Source organism: Mycobacterium paragordonae (assembly GCF_003614435.1).
Lineage (GTDB): Bacteria > Actinomycetota > Actinomycetes > Mycobacteriales > Mycobacteriaceae > Mycobacterium > Mycobacterium paragordonae.
Genome location: NZ_CP025546.1, coordinates 6,007,673 through 6,031,085, shown reverse-complemented (window position 1 = coordinate 6,031,085; position 23,413 = coordinate 6,007,673). Strand labels below are relative to the sequence as shown.

Annotated in this window: 20 protein-coding genes; 11 read left to right on the top strand and 9 right to left on the bottom strand. The window is 67.2% G+C overall.

From position 1 onward, the window contains the following. The gene (locus C0J29_RS26935) at positions 1 to 1,086 is read right to left on the bottom strand and encodes an aldo/keto reductase (protein ID WP_065162375.1); all 1,086 of its coding nucleotides are present in this window, start codon (positions 1,084 to 1,086) and stop codon (positions 1 to 3) included. A gap of 82 nt (positions 1,087 to 1,168) precedes the next feature. On the opposite strand from C0J29_RS26935, the gene C0J29_RS26930 reads away from it, so the two are divergent. Beyond that, complete coding sequence (locus C0J29_RS26930; RefSeq protein ID WP_120794097.1) at positions 1,169 to 1,576, top strand: MarR family winged helix-turn-helix transcriptional regulator; 408 nt, start codon at positions 1,169 to 1,171, stop codon at positions 1,574 to 1,576. 25 nt (positions 1,577 to 1,601) lie between these two features. After that, positions 1,602 to 2,873, top strand: a complete 1,272-nt coding sequence (purD, locus tag C0J29_RS26925; protein WP_120794096.1) for a phosphoribosylamine--glycine ligase — start codon at positions 1,602 to 1,604, stop codon at positions 2,871 to 2,873. A 9-nt stretch (positions 2,874 to 2,882) separates the two neighbouring features. Here purD and C0J29_RS26920 read toward each other — a convergent pair whose 3' ends face one another. The 4 genes from C0J29_RS26920 to C0J29_RS26905 all read right to left on the bottom strand — a co-directional run bounded on the left by C0J29_RS26920 (position 2,883) and on the right by C0J29_RS26905 (position 8,836). Beyond that, positions 2,883 to 4,466 (bottom strand): serine/threonine-protein kinase, encoded by a 1,584-nt coding sequence (locus C0J29_RS26920; RefSeq protein ID WP_120794095.1) that lies wholly within the window; start codon positions 4,464 to 4,466, stop codon positions 2,883 to 2,885. A 225-nt stretch (positions 4,467 to 4,691) separates the two neighbouring features. After that, complete coding sequence (locus C0J29_RS26915) at positions 4,692 to 6,191, bottom strand: serine/threonine-protein kinase (protein WP_371872466.1); 1,500 nt, start codon at positions 6,189 to 6,191, stop codon at positions 4,692 to 4,694. A 124-nt stretch (positions 6,192 to 6,315) separates the two neighbouring features. Then, positions 6,316 to 7,899 (bottom strand): gamma-glutamyltransferase, encoded by a 1,584-nt coding sequence (ggt, locus tag C0J29_RS26910; protein WP_120794093.1) that lies wholly within the window; start codon positions 7,897 to 7,899, stop codon positions 6,316 to 6,318. 25 nt (positions 7,900 to 7,924) lie between these two features. Continuing rightward, the gene (locus tag C0J29_RS26905) at positions 7,925 to 8,836 is read right to left on the bottom strand and encodes an alpha/beta hydrolase-fold protein (protein ID WP_120794092.1); all 912 of its coding nucleotides are present in this window, start codon (positions 8,834 to 8,836) and stop codon (positions 7,925 to 7,927) included. 55 nt (positions 8,837 to 8,891) lie between these two features. Between C0J29_RS26905 and C0J29_RS26900 the strand changes: the two genes are divergently transcribed. Beyond that, positions 8,892 to 9,554: a TetR/AcrR family transcriptional regulator gene (locus C0J29_RS26900; protein ID WP_120794091.1), complete on the top strand. Its 663-nt coding sequence runs from the start codon at positions 8,892 to 8,894 to the stop codon at positions 9,552 to 9,554. Here the strand turns inward: C0J29_RS26900 and C0J29_RS26895 are convergent. Continuing rightward, positions 9,497 to 10,255: a DUF429 domain-containing protein gene (locus C0J29_RS26895; protein WP_120794090.1), complete on the bottom strand. Its 759-nt coding sequence runs from the start codon at positions 10,253 to 10,255 to the stop codon at positions 9,497 to 9,499. The genes C0J29_RS26900 and C0J29_RS26895 overlap by 58 nt on opposite strands. Before the next feature lie 281 nt (positions 10,256 to 10,536). On the opposite strand from C0J29_RS26895, the gene purB reads away from it, so the two are divergent. From purB to C0J29_RS26880, 3 genes are read left to right on the top strand one after another with little or no spacing between them, the layout of a single operon-like run. Then, entirely contained in the window at positions 10,537 to 11,955 is a 1,419-nt protein-coding gene (purB, locus tag C0J29_RS26890) for an adenylosuccinate lyase (RefSeq protein WP_120794991.1), read from the top strand. Next, entirely contained in the window at positions 11,952 to 13,190 is a 1,239-nt protein-coding gene (locus tag C0J29_RS26885) for a cytochrome P450 (protein WP_120794089.1), read from the top strand. The genes purB and C0J29_RS26885 overlap by 4 nt, the downstream gene beginning before the upstream one ends. Positions 13,191 to 13,222: 32 nt before the next feature. Beyond that, the gene (locus C0J29_RS26880; RefSeq protein ID WP_242460558.1) at positions 13,223 to 14,137 is read left to right on the top strand and encodes a tellurite resistance/C4-dicarboxylate transporter family protein; all 915 of its coding nucleotides are present in this window, start codon (positions 13,223 to 13,225) and stop codon (positions 14,135 to 14,137) included. A gap of 14 nt (positions 14,138 to 14,151) precedes the next feature. Here C0J29_RS26880 and C0J29_RS26875 read toward each other — a convergent pair whose 3' ends face one another. Next, entirely contained in the window at positions 14,152 to 14,769 is a 618-nt protein-coding gene (locus tag C0J29_RS26875) for a hypothetical protein (protein ID WP_120794087.1), read from the bottom strand. Positions 14,770 to 14,830: 61 nt separating this feature from the next. Between C0J29_RS26875 and C0J29_RS26870 the strand changes: the two genes are divergently transcribed. Both C0J29_RS26870 and C0J29_RS26865 read left to right on the top strand, forming a co-directional pair. After that, positions 14,831 to 15,718 carry a phosphoribosylaminoimidazolesuccinocarboxamide synthase gene (locus tag C0J29_RS26870; protein WP_120794086.1) on the top strand — a complete coding sequence of 296 codons (888 nt, stop codon included), beginning with the start codon at positions 14,831 to 14,833 and terminating at the stop codon, positions 15,716 to 15,718. Next, on the top strand, positions 15,715 to 17,832 hold the full coding sequence (locus C0J29_RS26865; protein ID WP_120794085.1) for a S9 family peptidase: 2,118 nt from the start codon (positions 15,715 to 15,717) through the stop codon (positions 17,830 to 17,832). Before C0J29_RS26870 ends, C0J29_RS26865 begins: the two co-directional genes overlap by 4 nt. On the opposite strand, the gene C0J29_RS26860 is transcribed toward C0J29_RS26865, so the two are convergent. Next, on the bottom strand, positions 17,829 to 19,427 hold the full coding sequence (locus tag C0J29_RS26860; protein ID WP_065162385.1) for a DHA2 family efflux MFS transporter permease subunit: 1,599 nt from the start codon (positions 19,425 to 19,427) through the stop codon (positions 17,829 to 17,831). The genes C0J29_RS26865 and C0J29_RS26860 overlap by 4 nt on opposite strands. Before the next feature lie 123 nt (positions 19,428 to 19,550). On the opposite strand from C0J29_RS26860, the gene C0J29_RS26855 reads away from it, so the two are divergent. Further along, positions 19,551 to 20,255 carry a DUF2334 domain-containing protein gene (locus C0J29_RS26855; protein WP_065046956.1) on the top strand — a complete coding sequence of 235 codons (705 nt, stop codon included), beginning with the start codon at positions 19,551 to 19,553 and terminating at the stop codon, positions 20,253 to 20,255. 45 nt (positions 20,256 to 20,300) lie between these two features. Then, positions 20,301 to 21,962, top strand: a complete 1,662-nt coding sequence (locus tag C0J29_RS26850) for an FAD-binding dehydrogenase (RefSeq protein WP_120794084.1) — start codon at positions 20,301 to 20,303, stop codon at positions 21,960 to 21,962. A 90-nt stretch (positions 21,963 to 22,052) separates the two neighbouring features. On the opposite strand, the gene C0J29_RS26845 is transcribed toward C0J29_RS26850, so the two are convergent. Next, the gene (locus C0J29_RS26845) at positions 22,053 to 22,691 is read right to left on the bottom strand and encodes an MBL fold metallo-hydrolase (protein ID WP_065046960.1); all 639 of its coding nucleotides are present in this window, start codon (positions 22,689 to 22,691) and stop codon (positions 22,053 to 22,055) included. Here C0J29_RS26845 and C0J29_RS26840 point away from each other — a divergent pair. Further along, complete coding sequence (locus tag C0J29_RS26840; protein ID WP_174814869.1) at positions 22,668 to 23,399, top strand: ATPase; 732 nt, start codon at positions 22,668 to 22,670, stop codon at positions 23,397 to 23,399. The two genes, C0J29_RS26845 and C0J29_RS26840, sit on opposite strands and share 24 nt — an antisense overlap. The last annotated feature ends 14 nt before the right edge of the window (positions 23,400 to 23,413 follow it).

Here is a 23,413-nt window from a genome sequence, read left to right as displayed (position 1 = left end):
TCAGTAGGGGCGACCTCCCGCCGGCATCACGTATTCCGAGATCGGCGCCGACACGCCATTGACCGACGTGCCGCCGTTGATGATGCCCGGCGCCATCTCGATCATGCTCTGCGGGAAACCGAAGGCCGGCCTGGTGAGAGCGTCCAGCCGCGCTATGTCGTCGGCCGTGAGGTTCACGTCCACCGCGCGCACGTTCTCGTCGAACTGCGAAAGCCGGCGTGCCCCAATGATGATGGACGTCACCGCCCGCTGCGCCTGCAGCCAGGCCAGCGCAACGCTGGAAACCGCGGTGTCGTGCGCCCGGGCGATGACCTCGAGTTCGTCGATCAGGGCGTACGTCTCCTCGTTGAGGAACGCGTCGACCATGGCACCGCGGCCGGACTCTTGTCGGTCGGCGTTGGTGCGGGTGTACTTCCCGCTCAGCACACCGCTTTTCAGCGGTGACCAGGGCGTGATGCCGAGCCCGAACTCGGCAGCCATCGGGACGAGTTCCTGCTCGACGGTGCGTTCCAGCAGCGAGTACTCGATCTGCAGGCCGACGAACGAGGACCAGCCGCGGAAGCGGGCAATCAGGTTGGCTTCCACGATTTTCCACGCCGGGGTGTCCGAGACACCGAGATAACGCACCTTGCCGGCCCGGACCAGGTCGTCGAGTGCGGCCATGGTCTCCTCGATGGGGGTGTTCTGATCCCAGATGTGCAGCCAGTAGAGGTCGATGTAGTCGGTCTGCAAGCGCCGCAACGAGTTCTCGCACGCCTTGATCACCGACTTGCGGCCGGACCCGCCGCCGTTGGGGTCGCCCGGGTAGAGATTGCCGCTGAACTTGGTGGCGATGACGACGCGATCGCGCCGTTCCGGATGCCGCCCGATGTGATCGCCGATGATCTTCTCGGAGTGGCTGCGCGTGTAGAAGTTGGCGGTGTCGATGAAGTTGCCGCCGAGTTCGAGGTACCGGTCGATGATCTGTTGGGACTCTTCGACGCTGGTGCCCCAGCCGAGGTCTTCACCGAAGGTCATCGCGCCCAGGCACAACGGGCTGACCCGCAATCCCGATCGACCGAGTGTCACGTACTGATCAAGAGGCATAGCGCCCGCTTTCTGGTAAGTTGTTCGACTATGCGATTGTTCATTAATAAACTAGTTCACGACTGAACGATCTGGCAAGTCGATGTCTGCAGTCGACGCGGCCAAAATCTGGTCGCTCAACTACCGGGTCCTGCTGTCGGTCATATCGTGCGCGGAACCCCGCATCAGTGCGCTTGGGCTGGAGTCCAAAGAGCTGTTCCTGCTCGCCGAGATCGACGAGCACCCTTACCCGGCGGAGCTCGCGGCGGCGTTGAGCATGCCCAAGGCAACCGTCACGCTCTACCTCAAACGGCTGGAAGCGGCGAAATTCGTGCGCCGTGAAATCGACCCCACCGACCTGCGGCGCCATCGCCTGCTGCTCACTCCGGAGGGGCGCCGGGCCAGCACCAAGGGGCTGGCGCTGCTCTCGGAAGAGTTCGACAAGCGCCTTAGCCGCCTCACCGTCGGGCAGCAGCACGACCTGAGGGACCTGCTGGAAAAGATTCTCTAGCGGCTTGCGGCTAGTCTGACCTGTCGTGCGCGTCCTGGTGATCGGCTCCGGTGCCCGTGAACATGCCCTGCTGCTGGCGCTCAGCAGAGACCCGCAGGTCACGGGGTTGATCGTCGCCCCCGGCAACGCCGGCACCACCCGGCTGGCCGAGCAGTACGATGTCGACATCAGCTCCGGCGACCAGGTCGTCGCCCTGGCGCGCAAAGTCGAGGCCGACCTGGTGGTGATCGGGCCCGAGGTGCCGCTGGTGCTAGGAGTGGCCGATGCCCTGCGCGCTGCCGGCATCGTCTGCTTCGGCCCCGGCAAGGACGCTGCGCGTATCGAGGGGTCCAAGGCCTTCGCCAAGGAAGTGATGGCCGCGGCCGGGGTCCGGACAGCGGCCAGCGAAATCGTGGACAACCCGGCGAATCTGGACGCCGCCCTCGAACGTTTCGGACCGCCGGCCGGTGACCCGGCCTGGGTGGTCAAGGACGACTCGCTGGCTGCCGGCAAAGGCGTCGTGGTGACCGCCGATCGCGACGCCGCACGCGCGCACGCGGCCGGTCTGCTCGAGTCGGGTCATCCAGTGCTGCTCGAGTCATTCCTGGACGGCCCGGAGGTCTCGCTGTTCTGCGTGCTCGACGGCGCGACCGTGGTGCCGCTGCTGCCCGCACAGGACTTCAAGCGGGTCGGCGACGGCGATGCCGGCCCCAACACCGGCGGCATGGGTGCCTACGCACCGCTGCCCTGGCTGCCCGACGACGTTTACCGCGAGATCGTCAGCCGCGTCGTCGAACCCGTTGCGGCCGAACTCGTCCGGCGCGGTAGCCCGTTCAATGGACTGCTCTACGCCGGCCTGGCGATTACCTCCAGCGGTCCCGCGGTGGTCGAATTCAATTGCCGTTTCGGCGATCCGGAGACCCAGGCAGTTCTGGCCCTGCTGGAAACGCCGCTCGGCCAGCTGCTGCACGCGGCCGGCAGCGGAAAGCTGGCCGACTTCGAACAGTTGCGTTGGCGCGATGGTGCCGCGGTGACGGTGGTGCTGGCGGCCGAGAACTATCCCGGGCGGCCACGGGTCGGCGACGTCATCGTCGGTTCCGAAGCCGAGGGTGTACTGCACGCCGGCACCACCCGCCGCGACGACGGAGCGATCGTCTCCGCCGGAGGACGGGTGCTGTCGGTGGTGGGTACCGGCGCCGACCTGTCCGAAGCCCGCGCCCGCGCGTACGAAATTCTTGGCTCGATTCGATTGCCGGGCAGCCACTTTCGCACCGACATCGGCAAGCGCGCCGCCGAGGGAAAGATCAGCCTGCAGTAGCCGGGCGGCCTATTGCTGGTACTGGGGACAGTAGACAGTGATCGCCGCGTTCACGCCGGCGGCAGCCTGGGCGGGGGTGACGGTGTTGTTGCCGTTCACCGTCGCCTGAACGGAATCGTTTGGCGTTGCACCGTTTTGCAGGCTCGTGCACACGGCGCGGCCGGTCGCGGCGGCCGTGGTCGGGTCGGTCACGGTGAGGCCGGGGATGCCGGACACCATGTTGACGAAGGCCTGGTCCGGGTCGGGCGGCCGTTGCGGCGGTGGCGGTGTTTGCGGGACGGGCGCTTGCGGGGCAGGCGCTTTCGGCACCGGAGCGACCGGTGCCGAAACAGCGGCCGGGGCTGAAGCATGGGGGCCAACGGAGGCCGGGGCAGGCGCGTGCGGCGCAGCGGAAGCCGGCGCGGGTGGCGGCGGTGGCGGCGCGTCGTTGGGCGGTGGCGGCACTGGCGCCGCGGGCGGTGCCGCCTCCGCGGCCAGCTGAGCCCGCGCCGTGACCGGTGCCGCAACGGGCGCGCCGACGTCCGGTTTGTCGTCGGCCGGGTAGCTACTGGCACCGACGCCGACCAGCGCGACCGCTGTTGCCGCGGCCGCGAAGATCCGCCGCCTCCGGCGTTGCGGCTCAGCGGTGGCTGCCGCGCTGGCGGGCTTGGGCGTGAGCGTGGGTGTTCTGACTGCCAGGGGTCTGGGCATGGTCCAGACCGAGTTGGTTGATTGTCCGATGGCGTGCACTGCGCGGGTGAATGCGTCGGCGAAGTGGGTGCATCGGTCGAATCGTTCGGTGGGGTCTTTGGCCAGGGCGATGGCGAAGACCGGGTCGAAGGCCGTCAGGGTGGGGCGGATTTCGGCGAGTTTCGGCGGTGGGGTGTTGAGGTGGCGGCTGATCACCACGGCGGGGTTGGTGTGGGGGAACAGCGGGGCCCCGGTCAGCAGGTGAAAGGCGGTGGCGGCCAGCGCGTATTGGTCGGCGCGGCCGTCGATGGGTTCGTCGGTCAACTGCTCGGGCGCGGCATAGGGGAAGGTGCCGATCATCATGTTGGTCGCGGTCAGGCCGCCGGTGTCGCCGATGGTGCGGGCGATACCGAAGTCACCCAACAGGATTCGCTGCTCCTCGGTGCCCGGGGCGGCGAGCAGAATGTTGGCCGGACCGACATCGCGGTGCAGCACGTCGTGATGGCGATGGGCGTAATCCAGTGCGGCCGCGATCGCTTCGATGATCACCCCGACCTGCGCGGCGGGCATGCCGGCCGGATACTGCTCGCGCAGCAGGCTCGCGGCGTCGGTGCCGTCGACGAAGTCCATCGCGATCCACAGTTGGCCGTCGGATTCGCCTCTGTCGTTGATGCGCACGATGTTGGGATGCCACAGCGCCGCGGCCAAGTCGGCTTCTTTGATGAAGCGCCGGCGGTAGGCCGGGTCGGCGCAGATGTCGTCGTTGAGTATCTTCAGCGCCTCCTGGCGCGGCAGGCGCGGATGCTGAGCGAGGTAGACCTCACCCATACCGCCGGCCCCCAACAACCGGTTAATTGTGTACCCGGCAAACACATCTCCGGCACCCAGGCCCACACCGGGACCCAGATGAACTGAGCTAATCATCGCACCGTCCGTAACAGAACATGCCGAGCGCAGCCTCGGCGCCAGCCCGCATTGCTGATCCGATGTTACCCGCCGATTCAACGGGTAGTCACGCTTAGTTTCCTATGAGTTTACCTTGCGTTCACCTTGACGTCCGGGGGCACGTGCGCGGGACACGGTCGACCGATGGATTCAGCAGCGGCCTCATGCCCGCGAGAACGGCAGCGGCGCAGGGAAATACGACAGCTAGTGCGGATATTGCGGACAGTAGACGCCGATGGCGGCGTTGACGCCCGCGGCAGCCTGCGCGGGAGTGAGGCCATTGTTCCCGTTGACGGTCGCCTGCACAGAATCATTGGGGCTTCCCCCGTTCTTCAGGCTCTTGCAGATCGCGCGGCCCGTTGCAGCGGCCGTTCCCGGGTCGGTGACGGTGAGCCCGGGAATGTGGGATAGCTGGTCGACGAATGTCTGGTCGCGATCGACCGCTGCCCGCTGCGGTGGGGGCGCGGGCGGTTTCACGAGCGGTGTGGTCGGAGCGGAAGCGGCAGCGGGTACCGAGGCGCCAGAAACGGGAGTCGGCGCAGGTAGGGGTGCCGGTACCGGTGCAGGTGCAGGTGCAGGTGCATTAAGTGGTGGTGCCAGCGCCACCGCATGTTGAGGCGTTGCCACACCTGCGGGCGAGGCCAGCGGTCTGCCGCCGGAGGGCTGGTATCCGCCGGCGCCGACCCCTACCAGGACGACGACCGCGGCGGCCGCCGCGACCCTCCGTCGGCGTCTTCGTTGTGGTGTCGCAGGCGCCGAGGTCGTCAGCGTGGGTTCTCTGACTGCCAGGGGTCTGGGCATGGTCCAGACCGAGTTGGTTGATTGTCCGATGGCGTGTACTGCGCGGGTGAATGCGTCGGCGAAGTGGGTGCATCGGTCGAATCGTTCGGTGGGGTCTTTGGCTAGTGCGATGGCGAAGACCGGGTCGAAGGCCGTCAGGGTGGGGCGGATTTCGGCGAGTTTCGGCGGTGGGGTGTTGAGGTGGCGGCTGATCACCACGGCGGGGTTGGTGTGGGGGAACAGTGGGGCCCCGGTCAGCAGGTGAAAGGCGGTGGCGGCCAGGGCGTATTGGTCGGCGCGGCCGTCGATGGGTTCGTCGGTCAACTGCTCGGGCGCGGCATAGGGGAAGGTGCCGATCATCATGTTGGTCGCGGTCAGGCCGCCGGTGTCGCCGATGGTGCGGGCGATACCGAAGTCACCCAACAGGATTCGCTGCTCCTCGGTGCCCGGGGCAGCGAGCAGAATGTTGGCCGGACCGACATCGCGGTGCAAGACGTCGTGATGGTGATGGGCGTAATCCAGTGCGGCCGCGATCGCTTCGATGATCACCCCGACCTGCGCGGCGGGCATGCCGGCTGGATACTGCTCGCGCAGCAGGCTCGCGGCGTCGGTGCCGTCGACGAAGTCCATCGCGATCCACAGTTGGCCGTCGGATTCGCCTCTGTCGTTGATGCGCACGATGTTGGGATGCCACAGCGCCGCGGCCAGGTCGGCCTCTTTGATGAAGCGCCGCCGATAGGCCGGGTCGGCGCAGATGTCGTCGTTGAGTATCTTCAGTGCCTCCTGGCGCGGCAGGCGTGGATGCTGGGCGAGGTAGACCTCACCCATACCGCCGGACCCCAACAACCGGTCAATTGTGTACCCGGCAAACACATCTCCGGCACCCAAGCCCACACCGGGACCCAGATGAACTGAGCTAATCAACGCACCGCCCCTCAACGGAAATCGCTGCATTGACGTTACCCAGTGAAGATCGCGAATCAGCTCTTCGTTTCCTGTGAGCTTGCCGTTAGTCGACTTTGGCGGCTTGCAACACCGCACCTCCGGATCAGAACGCGGCGACTTGCCCGTCCCGCCGTGGGTCGCTGGCCGCGAGATACCCGTCCTGCAGTCGCCAGATCGCCTGACAACTGCCGAACGCGTTGTAGTCGTCCACGGTCAGCAGGTCGTGTCCGCGCTGCCGCAACTCGTCGAGCGTCGCCGCGGGAAATCCCTTCTCGCAGGCCACTTGCAGGCCATCCACCCAGCGAAAGCGGGGGCCGTCGCAGGCCGCCTGCGGATTCTGGTCATAGTCCGCGATGCGCACCAGCACCTGCACGTGACCCTGCGGCTGCATCGGACCGCCCATCACCCCGAAACTCATCACCGGAGCCCCGTCTTTGGTGACGAAGCCGGGAATGATCGTGTGAAAGGGTCGCTTGGCCGGACCGATCCGGTTGGGATGACCCGGAGTCACCACGAAATTCGCGCCCCGGTTCTGCAGTGCGATGCCGGTGTCCGGCACCACCACTCCGGAGCCGAATCCCATGTAGTTCGATTGGATCATCGACACCATCAGTCCGGAAGCATCGGCGGCGGTCAGATAAACCGTGCCACCCCTTGGTGTTCCGGCCGAGGCGGGCTTTGCGCGCCGCGGGTCGATCAGCGCGGCCCGCTGACGGAGATACTCACTGTCGAGAAGTCGTTCGGTGGTCACGGTCATGTGGTCTATGTCGGCGACACACGCGTGCGCGTCCGCAAACGCCAGTTTCACAGCCTCGATCTGCAGGTGGACGCTATCGGCGGAATCAACCGGCAACGAGGATATGTCGAACTGGTCGAGGATACCCAGCGCCATCAAGGCGACGATGCCCTGACCGTTCGGCGGTATCTCGTGCACGGTGTATCCGCGGTATGCACCGCTGATGGTGCCGACCCAGTCGGCGCGGTGGGCCGCCAGGTCGCTGGCCCGCATCGTGCCGCCGTGCGCCGTCGAGTGCGCCTCGAGTCTGGCAGCCAACTCGCCGCGGTAGAACGCCTCGCCGCCGGATTCCGCGATCTTCTCCAGCGTGGCCGCATGGTCGGGGAACGTGAACAACTCCCCGGCTTTCGGTGCTCGTCCGTTCGGCAGGAAGGCCGCGGCGAATCCGGGCTGCGACGCGAAGACCGGAACCTGGGCCTCCCACTGCGACGCCACCATCGGAGACACCAGAAAGCCGTTGCGGCCGTAGGAGATAGCGGGCGCGAACAGCTGATCGAACGGCAGCCTGCCGAACCTCTCATGTAGCTGCATCCATCCCGACACGGCCCCGGGCACCGTCACCGAATTCCAGCCGAACGCCGGAACCCCTTGATCGCCAAAGTATTCCGGCGTCCACGTCGCGGGTGAGCGTCCTGACGCGTTGAGGCCGTGCAACTGCTCACCGTCCCAGACGATCGCGAACGCGTCCGATCCGATGCCGTTGGACACGGGTTCGACGATCGTCAGCGTGATCGCGGTGGCGATGGCCGCGTCGACCGCGTTGCCGCCGGCGGCGAGCATCGACAGCCCGGCCTGAGCGGCCAGCGGTTGAGAGGTACAGACCACGTTGGCGCCGAGTACGGGCGTGCGAGGCCAGGAGTACGGATTGTGCCAGCCGAAAGGTGCGCTCACATGACGACGGTAGACATGGTGACGACTACGCCGTCAATATCGGCGCCATCCACGTCATCTCGGCCGGCAGCTGCGAACTCCAGAACCCGCCGTCGTGACCGCCCGGTGAAAAACCGCCGGCCGGAGGGTTCGGCAGCTGAGCGATGAACTGCTTGGTCGCCGAATAGAACGGGTCGCTGTCGCCGCAGTCGATGCGGATCGGGATGGAACCCAGTGTCGGCATGCCCCACACCGAATTGGCCGCATAGTCGTCGGGCCCGTCGAAGGCACCGGGCGCGGCCGCGCCAGAGGACGTCCACAGCGCGGGGCTCACCGCGCAGATCGCCGCGGTGCGGCCGGGACCCAACCGTCCGCCGAGCAGCAAAGCTCCGTAGCCGCCCATCGACCAGCCCAGAAACCCCACCCGCGAGGTATCGAGACCGTGGCTGTCCAGCATCGGGATCAGCTCGTTCAGCACCATCGCCCCGGCGTCGTCACCGTCGGCCCGCTTGTGCCAGTAGCCGCCGCCACCATCGACTGAGACGACTGCAAACGGCGGCAACCCGGCGTTGACGGCCTGCGCCAAGCCCTGTTCGACGCCGCCGGCCATCACGGCCGCCGCGTCGTTGCCTTTCCCGTGCAGCGCTATGACCGGCCGCAGCGGTTTGGTCTGGCCCGGTGGGCGCGCGATCGCCCAGTTGGTCGATATCCCGCCCCGGGCGGCCGAGACAAACGAGCCCGTCAGCATGGTCGGGGCCGCCTGCGCGGGGGGTGCCGGATCCAGCGGCCGTGCCGGCGCCAATGGAACGTTTGTCCCAGTCCAGGAAACTGGGGCGGCGCCCGACGTCCGGGGCTGAAACAGCACGTCGAGCGCATATGCGCCGCCCGCGCCGCATGCGGCCGCGGCTCCGAGGCGCAGCACGGCGCGGCGGCTGATGTCTGGCATGCGGGTCATCATGCCATGTTCGTTTCGCGAAAATGGCAATGCAGTACCACTTTGACTGGCAGCATGGGTGGGCGTGACAGCAGCAGCAGTTACTCCAAAAGGAGAACGTCGGCGGTACGCGTTGGTAAGCGCTGCCGCCGAGCTGCTCGGCGAAGGCGGGTTCGAAGCGGTGCGCCACCGGGCGGTTGCCCGGAGGGCCGGCCTGCCGCTGGCGTCTACCACCTACTACTTTTCGTCCCTCGATGATCTGATCGCCCGCGCGGTCGAACACATCGGAATGATCGAGGTGGCGCAGTTGCGGGCCAGGGTCAACGCCCTGTCCCGGCGGCGCCGGGGACCGGAGACCACCGCTGACGTGCTGGTCGACTTGCTGGTGGGGGACGTATCCGGACCGGGGCTCGCTGAGCAGCTGATATCGCGATATGAGCGTCATATCGCCTGTACCCGCCTCCCCGCGTTGCGGGAGAGCATGCGGCGCAGCCTGCGCCAGCGCGCCGAAGCGGTCGCCGAGGCAATCGAGAGATCGGGGAGATCGGTCCAGATCGAGCTGGTGTGCACCCTGATCTGTGCGGTTGACGGTTCGGTGGTCTCCGCGCTGGTGGAAGGACGCGATCCGCGTACCGCGGCGATGGCGACGGTGATTGACCTGATCGAGGTGCTGGCCCCGGTCGATCAGCCGCCGGTGCGGGTCATCAGCACATCCCTGGGCAACGACGGCGTCGCGATATAACCCGTCGCGGCGTCGCCGTAGATGGTGATGTCGTCGGGTCGACGCTGCGCGTAGAGCGCTACATAGGCGCAGACCACGGCGTCGACGGGATCTTCGGCGCGCCGCAGTTGGCTCTTGCGCTGCGCCGTCAGGACGGCGTCGCGCAGCCGGATCCAGTCGGCGTGGTCGCGGACGCGCAGCGGTACCGGCGCGTCGGCCAAGGTCTCGACCAGATCCATCAGCCGCAGTAACTCCGACCTGAGCTGGTCGATGTCGCGGCCCGGCTTGGCTTTGTACTTCAGCGTGCGAGGCAGCTGGAACAGGGCGACCATCGCCGCGTGCGGATACACCTCGAGCGCGCGGCGGGGGATCGCCGAATACGGGTCGAGGTCCAGGTGCAGCGCTTGAGCGAGCCGCGCGGCCCGCGGCCCGTCGGCGAATTCGGGTTTGCCGGTGTTGGCCGGATGCGCCCCCGCCTCGAACCTGCGGAAATCCCGGTTGAGTGCGGTCTCTGCAGGGCGCTGGCCGGTCGGATTGGTCACCACCAGCGGCGCATCGAAACCCACCACGCACTCGGCGCGCACCCACGGACGCAACGCGTTTAGCACTTCGTCGTCGGTGCGGACCGCGCCGACGCTGACCAGGAGGCCGTCGTCGTCGACCACTGCGATCCCGGTCGGGTTGCGGCCGGCCCAGGCGAGATCGACGCCCGCGAAGTGCATGGCGGCATCATGTCAGTTGCGCCCCGCTCGCGCCGCACTCACGCCTTCCTGGGCCGCACTCGCACCGCACCTGGTGCCCCCGGTGAACGCCACCTGCGCCGCGGTGATCACTGCCCGGAGCGCGCCTCGCCGTGCCCGCCTCGCAGCGACACGGTGACTTGTCGCTGCGAGGCGGGCAAAGGAAGTGCCTTCCCGGCGCAGAGACTGCTGTGACAGTTGGGATTTGGCCGGGTCGGCGGCGGTTCGGCCCAGGCCCGCCCCCGACCGTAAGCTGTGTGTTCGTGAGCATTCCGAACGTGCTGGCCAACCGGTACGCAAGCGCCGAGATGGTGGCGATCTGGTCGCCCGAGGCCAAGGTGGTCGCCGAGCGGCGGCTGTGGCTGGCCGTGTTGCGGGCGCAGCTGGCGCTCGGGGTCGATGTCCCGGCCGAAGCAATCGCCGATTACGAGCGGGTTCTGGACAACGTCGATCTGGCCTCCATCGCGGCGCGTGAGCGAGTGCTGCGCCACGACGTCAAGGCCCGCATCGAAGAATTCAACGCGCTCGCCGGCCACGAGCACGTGCACAAGGGCATGACCAGCCGGGATCTGACCGAGAACGTGGAGCAACTGCAGATCCGGCAGTCCCTGGAACTGGTGTTCGCCCACGGGGTGGCGGTGGTGGCCCGGCTCGCCGAGCGGGCCGTGGCTTACCGCGACCTGGTGATGGCCGGGCGCAGCCACAACGTCGCCGCTCAGGCCACCACCCTGGGCAAGCGGTTCGCCTCGGCCGCGCAGGAGACGCTGATCGCGCTGACCAGGCTGCGGGAACTGATCGACCGCTACCCGCTGCGCGGCATCAAAGGCCCGATGGGCACCGCGCAGGACATGCTGGACCTGCTCGACGGCGACACGGCCAAACTGGCCGAGCTTGAGCAACAGGTTGCCGATTTCCTGGGCTTCGCAACGGTTTTGCACAGCGTCGGGCAGGTTTATCCCCGGTCGCTGGACCACGACGTGATCTCCGCGCTGGTCCAGCTGGGCGCTGGACCGTCGTCGCTGGCACACACCATCCGGCTGATGGCCGGGCACGAGCTGGTCACCGAAGGATTCGCCGAAGGCCAGGTCGGCTCGTCGGCCATGCCGCACAAGATGAACACCCGCAGCTGCGAACGGGTCAACGGACTGCAGGTGGTGCTGCGCGGCTACGCCTCGATGGCCGCCGAACTAGCCGGCGCCCAGTGGAACGAGGGCGACGTCTTCTGCTCGGTGGTGCGCCGAGTTGCGTTGCCGGACAGTTTCTTTGCCATCGACGGTCAGATCGAGACGTTCCTGACGGTGCTCGACGAATTCGGTGCGTACCCGGCGGTGATCCAGCGTGAACTGGACCGCTATCTGCCGTTCCTGGCGACCACCAAGGTGCTGATCGCCGCGGTGCGTGCGGGTATGGGCCGCGAATCCGCGCACCACGTGATCCGCGAACACGCGGTGGCCACCGCGCTGGCCATGCGGGAACGCGGCGCCGAGCCGGATCTGTTGGCACGGTTGGCCGCCGACGACCGGCTGCCGTTGGACCGGGCGGCGCTCGACGCCGCACTGGCCGACAAGGAGGCCTTCGTCGGCGCGGCCGGCGACCAGGTCGACAAGGTGGCCGCCGCCGTGGACGAACTGGTGACCCGCCATCCGGAGGCGGCCAAGTACGCGCCCGGGGCAATCCTGTGACCACGGCGGTGACGGGCATCGACTTCACCGATCTGGACAACTTCGCCGACGGGTTCCCGCACGAGTTGTTCGCCCTCCACCGCCGCGAGGCACCGGTGTTCTGGCACGAGCCCACCGACAACACCCCCGATGGCGAAGGCTTCTGGTCGGTGGCCACCCACGCGGAAACCCTTGAGGTGCTGCGTGATCCGGTGACGTACTCCTCGGTGACCGGTGGCTCCCGCCCGTTCGGCGGCACGCTGCTGCAGGATCTGGCGATCGCGGGCCAGGTGCTCAACATGATGGACGACCCCCGGCACTCGCAGATCCGGCGGCTGGTCAGCTCCGGCCTCACGCCCCGGATGATTCGCCGGGTTGAGGACGATCTGCGGGCGCGGGCACGCCGCCTGGTCGACGACGTGGTGCCCGGCGAGCCGTTCGACTTCCTGGTCGACATCGCCGCCGAGCTGCCGATGCAGATGATCTGCATTCTGTTGGGAGTGCCGGAATCCGAACGGCATTGGCTGTTCGAAGCGATCGAACCGCAATTCGACTTCGGTGGTTCGCGCAAAGCGGCGCTTTCGCAGCTGTCCATCGAAGAAGCCGGGTCGCGGATGTACACCTACGGGCAGGAGTTGATCGCCGCCAAGCGCGCGCAGCCCACCGACGACATGCTGTCGGTGGTCGCCAACGCCATGCTCGAAGACGAAGCCGCCCAAGCCTTGTCCGATCTCGAGGTGTACCTTTTCTTCAGCCTGCTGTTCAGTGCCGGGGCGGAGACGACGCGCAACGCGGTCGCGGGCGGACTGCTGGCGCTGGCCGAGCATCCGGACCAATTGCGTTTGCTGAGAGATGATTTCGAGTTATTGCCGACGGCCGTCGAGGAGATCATTCGCTGGACCTCGCCGTCGCCGTCCAAGCGCCGCACCGCGACCCGCGACGTCACGCTCGGCGGACAGCCGATCGAGGCGGGCCAGAAGGTGCAGATCTGGGAAGGTTCGGCCAACCGCGACGACACCGTCTTCGAGCGCGCGGCACAGTTCGACATCGCCCGTAAACCCAACCCCCACCTGGGGTTCGGCCAGGGAGTGCACTACTGCCTGGGCGCCAACCTGGCCCGGCTGGAACTCCGCGTGTTGTACGAGGAACTGTTGTCGCGGTTCGGCGCCGTCCGACTGGTGGAACCCCCGGAGTGGACACGCAGCAACCGGCACACCGGCATCCGGCACCTGGTCGTGGAATTGCACGCGGGGTAGTGAGACCGCCGCCCGACGTATTCGCCGCCGTCATGGCGACCGGGATACTGTCGATCGGCGCGGACCAGCACCACTACCTCAAGATCAGCGAAACCCTTGGCGTGCTGGCCACTTCCGGCCTGGTAGCCCTGCTTGCCCTGGCGCTGCTGACCCGCAGTCTCGCGTCGTGGGACCGCACCGACCCCGACGTGACGCTGCGGCTGTTCAGCTTCGTCGCGGCCTGCGCCGTGCTGGACAGTCGGCTGGCCGGCGTCGAACCCGTGGTGGTGGCACTCGCCGTCACGGCGTCGCTGTCCTGGCTGGCGCTGGTGGTGCTCACCATACGCAACATGGCCGCCAATTCCTGGACGGCACTGCGGGATCGGGCGCATGGCGCATGGGAACTGGGCAGCGTGGGCACCTCCGGGCTGGCGATCGTCGCGACCCAGGTAGCGCGGCACGAGCCCGGATGGTTCTGGGCCGCGGTGCCGCTGTGGGTGGCGGGACTGTGCAGTTACGGCCTGATGACGTGGCTGATTCTGTGGCGGGCGATCAACGAACGCGAGCATCTCGACGGCTTCGCGCCCGATTCGTGGATCCTGATGGGAGGGTTGGCCATTGCGACTCTGGCCGGGGACAGCGTCTACCGCCTGGCCCCCGGCTGGCTGGCCTCTCCGGTCCGGACGGCGACCGTGGTGACGTGGGCGGCCGCCACCTTGTGGATCCCGCCACTGATCTACTTCGGCCTGCAACGGATCAGCCGGCGACCCGGCACCCTGCAATTCGCCGGCATCTGGTGGGCCATGGTCTTCCCGCTCGGCATGTACTCTGCGGCCACCGCCGCCACGGCGGCCGAGCTCGGCAGGCCGACGCTGCGAACGGTGTCGCTGGTGTTCTTCTGGGTCGCGCTGACGACATGGGTGATCGTCGTCGTCGCCGGGCTGTTGAAGGTGCGGCGCGCAGCCTAGCCCGGGCCGACCGCCTAGGGCATGCGCAACCTGATCCCGGCCGCCCGCAGTTCCAGTGCGGCCAACCCGCGAATGACCATCGGATCCTCCTGGCGCCAGCCGCCGACCGGGTCGGCACTGACCGCCGCGAGCTTGGCGGGTGACCGGTTGGCCAACGCCCGGAACGCCAGCAGTTGCTGGCCGGCCGCCGTCGCCGCCAGGGCGGTCACCACCCACTTGCGCCGGAAGAACCGCCACCGCAGCAACAGCCAGGGCACGGTCACCGCCAGTATCGGAGGCGACGCGACCGCCAGCGCCAGCACCCAGGCCAGCCAGCTGGCCGTGTAATCCAGGCTGTGGCCCGCGCCCGCCACGTCCAGTGCCGCCTGGCTGGCCGCGTCGAGCGGCTTGCCGAGCGCATCGCCGAGCAGCGGAACGTTGTGGGCGCCGTGCCCCGCCGATGCCAGGTTGCCGGCCAGGTCCTTGGAGCCGCTCTCCACTTGCCGGCCGGCCTCGGCGATCGTCGCGATCGCGTCGTGCACCGCGATGCCGACGAACACCCAGATGACCGTCCACAGCGAAATGGTGATGTCGCTGATCAGTTGACCGAACAGGCGGAAGGGCCGGGTGGAGTACGGCAGGTACCTCGTCATGCCTCCGATACCAGCACAGCTCGCCCCCGAATGGTGCGGGCTCGCCCGATAGGCTGACCCGATGCGACCCCCTCTGTCCGATTACCAGCATGTAGCCAGTGGCAAAGTGCGGGAGATTTACCGGGTCGACGACGACCACCTGCTGTTGGTCGCCACCGACCGGATCTCCGCGTACGACTTCATCCTGGACAGCTCGATTCCCGATAAGGGCCGCATCCTGACCGCGATGAGCGTCTTCTTCTTCGGACTCGTGGACGCCCCCAATCACCTGGCCGGGCCGCCCGACGATCCGCGCATCCCCGAGGAGGTGCTCGGCCGGGCGCTGCTGGTGCACCGGCTGGAGATGCTCGAGGTGGAGTGCGTCGCCCGTGGCTACCTGACCGGCTCGGGGCTGCTGGACTACCAGGCGACCGGGACGGTCTGCGGTATCGCGTTGCCGCCGGGATTGGTGGAGGCCAGCAAGTTCGCCGAGCCGCTGTTCACTCCAGCCACCAAGGCGGAGCTGGGCAGCCACGACGAGAACATTTCGTTCGACCGGGTGATCGAACTGGTGGGCGCCGTGGTGGCCAACCAGCTGCGGGACCGCACCCTGCAGATCTACGTCCAGGCCGCCGACCACGCGTTGACCAAGGGAATTATCATCGCGGACACCAAATTCGAGTTCGGCACCGACCGCGACGGCAACCTGCTGCTGGCCGACGAGATCTTCACCCCCGACTCGTCGCGCTACTGGCCGGCCGATGAATACCGGCCCGGCGTGGTGCAGAACAGCTTTGACAAGCAGTTCGTCCGCAACTGGCTCACCAGCCCCGAGTCCGGCTGGGACCGCCACGGCACCGAACCGCCGCCGCCGCTGCCCGATGACATCATCGACGCCACCCGCGGACGTTATATCGAAGCCTACGAACGGATTTCGGGACTGCGCTTCGACGACTGGATCGGCGCATGACCGACGCGCAGGTGCCGCCCACCGCCAAACGCGTAGAGACGCGGCGCGAATTTCACGGCGATGTCTTCATCGACCCCTATGAGTGGCTGCGGGACAAGGACAATCCCGAGGTCATCGGCTACCTCGAAGCCGAGAACGAGTACGCCGATCAACACACCGCCCACCTGGAGTCGCTACGGCAGCAGATCTTCGACGAGATCAAGTCGCGCACCAAGGAGACCGACCTGTCGGTGCCGACCCGGCGCGGCGACTGGTGGTACTACGCAAGGACTTTCGAAGGCAAGCAGTACGGCGTGCATTGCCGTTGCCCGGTCACCGATCCCGACGACTGGAACCCCCCGCAATTCGACGAGCACACCGAGATTCCCGGCGAGCAGGTCTTGCTCGACGAGAACGTCGAAGCCGAGGGCCACGACTTTTTCACCCTGGGTGCGGCCAGTGTGAGCCTCGACGCCAATCTGCTGGCCTACTCGGTGGATGTTAAAGGCGACGAGCGATACACATTGCGGTTCAAAGATTTACGCACCGGTGAGGTCTATCCCGACGAGATCGCCGATATCGGTGCCGGGGCCACCTGGGCGGCCGACCACCGCACCGTCTACTACAGCACCGTGGATGAGGCATGGCGTCCCGACACCGTGTGGCGCTACCGACTGGGTTCCGGCGGACCGTCCGAGCGGGTCTACCACGAGCCCGACGAACGGTTCTGGCTCGGCGTGGGCCGCACCCGCAGTAACGCCCACGTGCTGATCGCGGCCGGGTCGTCAATCACCTCGGAGGTGCGCTACGCCGACGCGGCCGACCCCGACGCCGAGTTCACCGTGGTGCTGCCGCGGCGCGAGGGCGTTGAGTACTCGGTGGAGCACGCCGTGGTGGGTGGGCAGGACAGGTTCCTGATCCTGCACAACGAGGATGCGGTCAACTTCACCCTGGTGGAGGCTCCGGTCGACGACCCGACGCGGCAACGCACCCTGATCGAGCACCGCGACGACGTCCGCCTGGACGGCGTGGACGCCTTCGCCGACCACCTGCTGGTCAGCTACCGGCGGGCGGCGCTGCCGCGAATCCAGCTGTGGCCGTTCGACTCTGACGGCACTTACGGCGAGCCGCAGGAGATCTCGTTCGACTCCGAACTGATGTCGGCCGGACTGGGGGCCAATCCGAACTGGCGCTCGCCCAAGCTGCGGGTGGGAGCCGGGTCGTTCGTCACGCCGGTGCGGATCTACGACCTCGACCTGACCACCGGGGAACGCACGCTGCTCAAAGAACAACCGGTGTTGGGCGGGTACCGCCGCGAGGACTACGTCGAGCGCCGCGACTGGGCGCAAGCGGCGGACGGCACCCGGGTGCCGATCTCGATCGTTCACCGGGCGGGCATCGAATTGCCAGCTCCCGCACTGGTTTACGGCTACGGAGCCTACGAGATCTGCGAGGATCCCCGGTTTTCGATTGCCCGGCTCTCGTTGCTGGACCGCGGCATGGTGTTCGTCATCGCCCATGTCCGGGGCGGCGGCGAGATGGGCCGGTTGTGGTACGAGCACGGCAAGCTGCTGGAGAAGAAGAACACGTTCACCGACTTCATCGCGGTGGCACAGCATCTCGTCGACAGCGGGCTGACCACTCCGCAGCAACTGGTGGCACTGGGGGGCAGTGCCGGCGGCCTGCTGATGGGCGCGGTGGCCAATATGGCGCCGGAACTGTTCGCCGGCATCCTGGCCCAGGTGCCGTTCGTCGACCCGTTGACCACCATCCTGGATCCATCGCTGCCGCTGACCGTCACCGAATGGGACGAATGGGGAAACCCGTTGGCCGACAAGGACGTCTACGCGTACATGAAGTCGTATTCGCCGTACGAGAACGTGGCGGCCAAGCAGTATCCCGCGATTCTGGCGATGACATCGCTGAATGACACCCGGGTCTACTACGTCGAACCCGCCAAGTGGGTGGCCGCGCTGCGACACGCCAATACTGACGGCAGTCCGGTGCTGTTGAAGACCCAGATGAAAGCCGGGCACGGCGGAATCAGCGGTCGCTACGAACGGTGGAAGGAAACCGCTTTCCAGTACTCGTGGCTGTTGACGACGGCGCAGGGCGTTAAGGCGCAGGGCGGCTAAGCGGCGGGTTTGCGAGGCAGAAACGACGCCGGGACCAGCGTGCTCGCCACCAGTGCGACCGCGATGAGCATCACCACGGTGTAGGCGTGCGAGAGGTCATGCAGCAGGTTGGTGGTGAAATCGGGCCCGAGGGTCCGGGGCGGTATCGCCGACGGGTCCAGCGGCACTCCCCGCCGCGCGGCTTCCTGTTGCCGGCGGGCGAGTTCATTTGCCGCGGAGATGTTCTCGCTGTGGTTGAACTGACTGGTCAGCACCATGGACATCAGCGCGGTCCCGATCGAGCCGCCTACCTGGAAGTTGACGCTGATCAGCGTCGAACCGCGGGCGATGTCGTGCGGGCTCAGCGCCTGGACGGACGCCCCGGACAGGGGCATCATGGTGCAGCCCATGCCCATCCCCAGGATGCCCAGCCCGATCAGCAGGATCGGTGAGAAGTCGGCCTGGCGGGCGACGCCGACGGTGAAGATCGCAAGTCCCGCCGTGATGAGCGAGATGCCGAGCAGCACCGACTTACCCGGGCCTTTGCGGTCCATGAAGACCCCGGCCCACGGCATCGTCAGCATGGCGCCGAGGCCCTGGGGAATCAGGTGTAATCCGGATTGCATCGGGGTCTGCCGCATCACCTGCTGCAGGTAGCTGGGGAGCAGCAGCAGCGACCCGAAGAAGGCGATCGAGAAGATGAACGCCGTGACATTGGCGTAGGTGACCGCCGGGATCCGGAACAGTCGCAGGTCGATCAGCGGGTGATCCGCCCGGTGCGAGGCATGCAGTACGAAGGCGACGATCAGCACCAGGCCGACGATCCCCGGTATCAAGACGTGCCGGTCGGCCAGCGTGCCGCGCCCGGGGATGGAGGACACCCCGAACAGAAAGGTGGCCAGCCCGGGTGACAACAACAGCACGCCGACGGCGTCGAAGGTCTCCGACGGCGCCGGTTCATCCGGCGGGAACACGAACTTGGCCAGCAAGAACGCGATCAGCCCGATCGGCAGATTGATCAGGAAGATCCAGGGCCAACTGAAGGCGTTGATCAGCCAGCCGCCCAGGATCGGGCCGCCGATCGGTCCGAGCAGCATCGGAATGCCCAACACCGACATCAGCCGGCCCAGCCGCTTCGGGCCCGCGACCCGGGTCAGGATCGTGAATCCGAGCGGCATCAGCATGCCGCCGCACATTCCTTGTACGGCCCGAAACACATTCAGCAGCAGGATGCTCGGCGCGATGGCGCACAACAGGGACCCCGCCATGAATGCCACTACCGAACCCATCCACAGCCGCTTGGTGCCGAAACGGTCGGCCGCCCAACCGGCCAACGGGATGACGGTGGCCAGTGCCAGCGTGTAGCCGGTCATCGTCCAGCCGACGACGGTCTGCGTCGACTCGAATTGAACGATGAAGGTGCGTTGCGCGACGCTGACGACGGTGGTGTCCACCGACAACATCACCGAGGCCAGAATGCACACGCCGGCGACTCGGAGGGTGGCGGCATCAAGTTTGTCGGGATAGTCGAGGGCCGCCGACGTTCCCGGGGTGGTGGTGCGCAGCGCGGCGTCGGCCGGTGCGGAGGGCGCCTTATCCATGGCGTTGCTGAGCATATCTAACGGATTGTGGCCGACGCTTCAAGGGGAGGCCCGTTCGAGCTGATCAAAGGGCGGATATACGTCTGCCGTCCGTGTGTCCTTCACCGCCTCGACACCTGTACTCGGCAAACTGCAAATATGTCTGGAAAACTGATCGTCTCGGTTTCAGGGATCGGCGAGCAAACACTGACCGACGTCGCAGACTTCTGCGCGCAGATGGATGCCCGGTCGGTGCCTGTGTCGTTGCTCGCGGCACCGCGGCTGGGCAGTGACTATCGACTCGACCGCGACCCGCGCACTGTGGCGTGGTTGACCGAGCGGCGTGCCCAGGGTGACGCCCTGGTGCTGCACGGCTACAACGAGGCCGCCACCAAGAAGCGGCGTGGTGAGTTTGCGACGCTGCATGCACACGAGGCCAACCTGCGCATCAAGGCCGCCGACCGGGTGCTCGAGCATCTGGGCCTGCGCACCCGGCTGTTCGCGGCACCTGGCTGGCTCGTCTCCCCCGGAGTCATCAAGGCCTTGCCCAACAACGGTTTTCGCTTCGTCGCCGACGCGTACGGAATGACCGACCTGGTCCGCGATCACACGGTGCGGGCCCGCGTGCTGGGTATCGGCGAAGGATTCCTCGCCGAACCGTGGTGGTGCCGGATGGTGGTGCTGTCCGCCGACCGGATCGCACGGCGCGGCGGCGTGGTGCGGATCGCCGTGGCCGCCCGGCACCTGCGCAAGCCCGGCCCCCGGCAGGCCATGCTGGATGCCGTCGACCTGGCCCTGCTGCAGGAATGCACGCCCACCGTGTACAGCTGGCAGTCCGGCAGAGCGGTGCTGGACGCCGCTTAACGCTCCGCGGGTGCGGTCCGGCAGCGGGCACTACCGTGTACCCCCATGGATAACCCGGACGACTTCACCGCTGACGCCATCATCGTCGGAGCTGGATTGGCCGGGCTGGTGGCGGCCTGCGAATTAGTGGACCGTGGCCTGCGGGTGCTCATCCTGGATCAGGAGAACAGTGCCAACCTCGGCGGTCAGGCCTACTGGTCGTTCGGTGGCCTGTTCTTCGTCGACAGCCCCGAGCAGCGCCGACTCGGAATCCACGACAGTCACGAACTCGCCCTGCAGGATTGGCTGGGGACGGCCGCGTTCGACCGCCCCGAGGACTACTGGCCGGAGCAGTGGGCGCACGCGTACGTCGATTTCGCGGCGGGGGAGAAGCGCAGTTGGCTGCGGGCGCGCGGGCTGAAGATCTTCCCGGTGGTCGGATGGGCCGAGCGCGGCGGTTACGACGCGCAGGGACACGGCAATTCGGTGCCGCGTTTCCATATCACCTGGGGGACCGGGCCTGCTCTGGTGGAGATCTTCGCGCGTCAGCTGCGGGATAGGCCCAACGTGCGGTTCGCGCATCGCCACCAGGTTGACCGGCTGATCGTGGAGGGCGACGCGGTGACCGGGGTGCGGGGCACCGTCCTGGAACCCTCCGATGAACCGCGCGGCGTAGCGTCGTCGCGAAAGGCTCTGAGCAAGTTCGAATTTCGGGCCTCTGCGGTAGTGGTCACGAGCGGCGGTATCGGCGGCAACCACGACCTGGTGCGAAAGAACTGGCCGCGCCGGATGGGACGGGCGCCCAAGCAGATGCTCAGCGGAGTGCCGGCCCACGTCGACGGCCGGATGATCGGCATCGCCCAGAAGGCCGGCGCGCGGGTGATCAACCCCGACCGGATGTGGCACTACACCGAGGGCATCACCAACTATGACCCGATCTGGCCGCAACACGGCATCCGGATCATTCCCGGCCCGTCGTCGCTGTGGCTGGATGGGGCGGGAAATCGATTGCCGGTGCCCCTGTTCCCCGGTTTCGACACGCTGAGCACCTTGGAGTACATCGCCGCGAGCGGATACGATTACACGTGGTTTGTGTTGAACGCCAAGATCATTGAGAAGGAATTCGCCCTGTCGGGTCAGGAGCAGAATCCGGACCTGACCGGGCAGAGTCTGCGCCGCCTGGTGCGGGCGCGGACCCGGTCCGGCCCGCCGGGGCCGGTGCAGGCGTTCATCGACCGCGGGGTGGACTTCGTCAGCGCCGCGACGCTGCCGGAACTGGTGGAGGCCATGAACGGGCTGCCCGATGTGGAGCCGCTGGACTACGAGACCGTCGAGGCCGCGGTCACCTCGCGCGATCGTGAGGTGGCCAACAAGTTCACCAAGGACGGTCAGATCACCGCGATCCGCGCCGCCCGAGGGTATCTCGGCGACCGGCTGGGCCGCGTGGTGGCGCCGCACCGGCTGGTCGACCCCAAGGCCGGACCGCTGATCGCCGTCAAGCTGCATATCCTGACTCGAAAGACGTTGGGCGGCATAGAAACCGACCTGGATTCCCGGGTGCTGAAGTCCGACGGCACCCCGATCACCGGGTTGTACGCGGCGGGCGAGGCTGCAGGTTTCGGCGGCGGCGGGGTGCATGGTTACCGCGCCTTGGAGGGGACCTTCCTGGGCGGCTGCATTTTCTCCGGCCGCGCCGCCGGCCGCGGTGTGGCCGACGACATCACCTGACGGTCCGTGGCGCGAGCAGACGCGAAATCGCACGCTCTGGCACTAAATCGTGCGATTTGGCGTCTGCTCGCCAGCCGGCCCCAGCCCACCTCAGAAGGTGACCGCGTCCTCCTCCGGCAACACCTGGAAATCGGTGCTGGTCATTTCGGTCAGCCGGCCGTAGTAGATCCCCCGCGCCTCGGGTGCGACCACACCCTGGTGGATGGGCACCGCCCGCTGCGGCGCCACGGCGCGCAGATAGTCGACGGCCTCCGAGATCTTCATCCACGGGGCGGCGGCCGGAGTGGCCAGGACGTCCACCGGCTCCTCCGGAACGAACAACGCGTCACCGGGATGCATCAACCGGGCGCGGTGTTCGCCGTCGCCGACCAGAAACGAAATGTTCTCTATCACCGGTATTTCCGGGTGGATGACGGCATGCCGTCCGCCGACCGCCCGAATGCTGAGCTGCCCGACCGCGAGTTCGTCGCCGACATGCACCGCCCGGCACGGCTCACCGAGCTGCTCGGTGGTCTGCGGGTCGGCGTACAGCACGGCGTCCGGGTTGCCCTCGAGCAGGGCGGGCAGCCGCGAGACGTCGACGTGGTCGGGATGTTGGTGGGTGATCAGAACGGCCGACAGGCCGGTGATCCCTTCGAAGCCATGCGCGAAAGTTCCGGGATCGAAAAGGATCTTGGTCTGACCGAACTCGGCGAGTAAACAGGAATGTCCGAAATGCGTCAGTTGCATGTCTACGATTGTGCCTTGATGGGAGCTGTTCAGCTGAGGGTGTTTCTGGCGACCATGATGGTCGCCGGCAGCTTCGCGATCGCCCTCGTCGCCGCTACCCCCGCACAATCCGAGCCGGAAACCTGCCCACCGGTGTGCGATCAGATCCCGGGCGGCGCGTGGATCGGCCAGCGGTCGATACCCCTGCACGCGGTCTACAAGTGGCCGGCCCTGGCCGGCATCGACACCGCCGTGACCGGCGGAGCGACCCCGCAATTCAAGTTTGAGCAGGTATGCAACACCATGACGTTCCCCCAGGACAGCCGCAACTCCGCGGTGGCGGCCCGGGCCACGGTGGCCGGGCAGGAGGGGCAGTGGCAGCTGTATGCCCAGATCCTGCACTGGCGTGGGGACACCGCACGCGGCGGCGCGCTCGCCGCGTCGGTATTCGGCACCGCCGTAGCCGCTCTGCGCGGATGTCAGCTGGGAGCGCCCGCACAATCGCCCTCGGTCACCGACGACGAACCAACCAGGATGGCCGCGGTGATCAGTGGGCCCGTCATCATGCACACCTATCTGGTCGCGCATGTGGCGAGCAGCACGATCAGCGAACTCACCCTGTGGGCAGCCGGGACCCCGCAGGTGGACTGGCCGGTGCTCAGCGACGCCGCCGTCCTGGACGCCCTGATCGCCCCGCTGTGCGAGGCCTACATCGCCTCCTGTCCCTAACTGAAAAATCAACG